2 protein-coding genes are annotated in these 3,398 nt (G+C 39.9%); both read right to left on the bottom strand.

Features of this window, described 5'->3' with window-relative positions; genetic code table 11:
* Positions 1–352: 352 nt before the first annotated feature.
* On the bottom strand, positions 353–1,246 hold the full coding sequence (locus JZI27_RS24685) for a hypothetical protein (RefSeq protein WP_280209814.1): 894 nt from the start codon (positions 1,244–1,246) through the stop codon (positions 353–355).
* Positions 1,247–1,433: 187 nt separating this feature from the next.
* On the bottom strand, positions 1,434–3,398 hold a 1,965-nt coding region (locus tag JZI27_RS24680; protein WP_280209813.1), incomplete at its 5' end, for a hypothetical protein.

The following is a 3,398-nucleotide window of genomic DNA, read 5'->3' as shown; positions in this document are numbered from 1 at the left end:
GGTGCTCAGGTGGTCAACTTTTTTATGAGCGATGTACCACTAGGTGGTCAATTATTAGATTAGCATTCACATACATCCTTCCAACTATCCTTACAAATCTGTCTAACAGATATTAGGCACCTATTCTTTTCAAGTTATCGGCAATACACGAGTAATTGATTAGGTAATCTGACCTACTAACTGTATTCTTTATATTATGAGGTGAGTGAAAATTCCATAATATCTAGTCTTTGCTGTGACGTGACTTATCTCTTTCAACACCAACATTCTTTCTTTTCAGTAAGTCTCCGTAGACTTTTGCAGTGATTTAGGGTAAAAAAAATCTACCGCAATTCAGCGATAGTATCTCAGATTAGTCAATTGAATGAAACCGCAAATCAATGGTTGCAGCTACTTTTCCCTCTGGTAAAACGATGACGTTCTTTCTTTCGTAGTTCTCACGCTCTTCCCTGTCAATGTCATTGTTGATCTGCGCGATTCTACGCTCAAGTGAAACGAGCCCTGACCAGCCTTTCTCTTGAATGAGGGTGTCAGCTATTCGCTCCTTCCTACCTACAACTAGGTTAGAAAAGATGGGGATCGGCAATTGGTCGAGTTCGGCGATCAATTTTACACGATCTGTTAAGTTTAAAAGAGCGTGCACCTTTTGTACCACTCTTTCGACACAATCCTTAACGTGAACAGTGTTTGCACCATCTTCTTGCTGTTTTTGAACCTCTGTAATCACATATTCTCTTCCGCTCTTTCCAAGGTTAATGAACACGTCACCGAGTTCTTTGATTGCACAATCCATGAGTAACTTAAATTCATCATGCTCCTTTGAAATAGCTTCTTCTGACATTGCAGTTTCTCGAAACTCAATTTCATCTAGTAATTGATTTTTTAAGGGACAAGTTTGTACGGGAGCAATAATATGACGTAGATGCTTGAGCTTCTCCTTTGTATCAGCTGAACACAATTCTCCTTTAGCTTTGTGAAGGCGTTGCAACCAGTCAATGCGTATTAAGGAAATTTCCTTTTCTTCACTTGCCAACTCGATTTGTTCAGATAATTTAACGAGTTCCTCAATATCAATCAGCTCAAAATCAGTTGAATTTTCTAGTTTATTTAGTTTCCTATCGATGTCGGTAAATAAAGTTCTTTCATTTATAAATCCTGTAAATGTATACCGCTTAAATTCGTCTGATACTTCTAGAGCGTTTAAGGTCTTTCCTAGACTTGACGGCAGATAAGCCAACTCTATCATTATAAATTCCTCCAAATTCTTGACATTTTCAATCAAAAGCATGCGCAACAACTTTTCGTTAATACATTACTGTAACTGCTATTTTCACAAGCTCACATCAAATATCTAGTGTAATAAAAGGAGGGAACTCCCATAGGAAAGTTCCCCCTCTCTTTTTTAATACTTTATTGTAACTACTTTACGATCATTATAGTCCTGCTGCAGTTTTAATATCAGCAATGGACTTGAATACTTCTGGTTTTTCTTTATCTTGCAACTCTTGAAGCTTGTTAAGAACTGCCTCAGCTGCGTCTGTTTGGTCTGCTGCACCAAGTTTAGCAAAGGAAGGGATAAGGGAGTCCTCCGATGCCAAGACTGCTTTCATACCTGCAATAGTTGCTGGGTATTCATCAGTAGCCTCAGTAACGATCCCGTTAACTGTTGCAATGAATTCCGCTCTAGCAGTGATCGCATCTGTTGCTGCAGTAAGTGCTGCAGCTGCATTTTTAAACTCCTTAGCCTTTTGACCATCACCCGCTTCAATAGCGTTTCTAGTTGCCAATACAATCTCAGCGACTTCAAGCTTTGCTTGTGAAGAAATGTTAGTGAAATCATCATTTGATTCTTGCGAAGCTTCCAAAGCTACAAGAGCCTTGCTCAATTGAGAAGCTGTGGAAGCTGTGTTAACAGAAGCCAAGAGAGCAGCAGCATCCTCTACTCCATTAACAGATGCCACCAATGCATCTACAGCGTCAGCGCTATCAAATGTTGTTTCGTCTTCAAGAGCTTCAACCAGAGCCTTTTTGTATGCATCAGCGTAAGCAGGCTTTACTTCATTATCCAGTTCCAAAGCTTTGTTTTGCAGAAGAGCCAACACTGCATCTGCAGTTGTTTTGCTATCTACTTTATTGATATCAGCAAGTGCTTTCAAAAGAGCTGCGTCATTTGCTGCTCCATTAGCATCATTGATAAGCTTTTGGATGTCTTTACGTTGATTCTTATCCCCAAGTTCAGCATTAGCAATTGCAGTTCTGTAGGAAGTCAGGTTAGCATCAATAACAGTAGCTAGATCAAACTCTTCTTCGAAACCTAGGATAGTTCCATCCGCTTTTGCCAAAAGTGCGTTCTCAAGTTTGTCGAGGTTTGTCAAAGCTGTTTTCAATGCACTATTAGTCTTAGCTTGGTTCACTGCGATTAATGCATCCTCAAGATCCAGGATAGCAATCGAGTACTCCTGAACTGGTTCGTCATCAAATTCAACAGGAAGCCACTTAATCAACGCTCTAGCTTCAGAAACCAATTTGCTGTCCAATTTCATGTTAGCAGCTGCAACTTTTTTGCCTACGAAAGCAATGTTAATATTGTAAACTGCCTTTTGAATTGCTTCAAAATCTGCTTCCACATCGTCTGTTGCTTCAAAATCTAAAAGATTAGCAACATTTGCATATTCAACGATCCAATCCGCGTTAACTAGTTGGAAGTTAGCCTGAAGAGCAGCTAACAGTTTTGCTTGAGTTGTTGCATCAGCAACTGCTTTTACTGCTGCAGCTTTGTTTACTACTACTGCACCATCTTCGTCAACTTTTGTGATCGCTTTTTGAACCGCATCAAGGGAAGTCAACGCATCAGGATCATTCAGTGTATCCAAATATACAGCCATTCTTGCTTCGTCAGCGTATTTAATACCCGCTGCATCAAGAGCTGCTTGCAGTTTAACTTCGTTACCTGCTTTAACTGCCTCATCAATAGCAGCCAACTGAGTAATAGCGGTAAAGCTGTATTCTTTACCGTTAACTGTCCAAACGCCTACTTTGTCAGCATCTTTGATTGGAGTTACGAAGTCAAAATCAGCTTCTGTTGCGCCTTCAGCGATCAACACGGACTTCGTTTCAACCACATTGTTATTGCTATCTTTTACAGTAACTTTTGCATTTTCAATAGCTACTTTAACTTCTGGGAACTTTACAGTTACGGTATTGTTGTCAATTGCGGAAATACCATCAATCTTCAAGAAAGATGCGTCTGCCGCTTCTACTTTAGCCTTTTGTGCATCGACACGAGCTTGGAATGCTGCTTTTTTGTCAGCATCTTTTACAAGATCAACTTTTGCTTGTGCATCCGTTCCCAAAACTTTTGCAGATTCTACTTCATCGAAAGTAGTCAGAGGAGCAAC

It is taken from the genome of Brevibacillus sp. AY1 (assembly GCF_029870785.1).
GTDB classification, from domain to species: Bacteria; Bacillota; Bacilli; order Brevibacillales; family Brevibacillaceae; genus Brevibacillus; species Brevibacillus invocatus.
The sequence above is the reverse complement of the archived record's forward strand: the minus strand, read 5'-3'. Positions and strand labels throughout refer to the sequence as shown.

Excerpts from the sequence above, each read along its gene's own strand:
- JZI27_RS24685 (WP_280209814.1), bottom strand. The coding sequence starts at position 1,246 with ATGATAGAGTTGGCTTATCTGCCGTCAAGTCTAGGAAAGACCTTAAAC.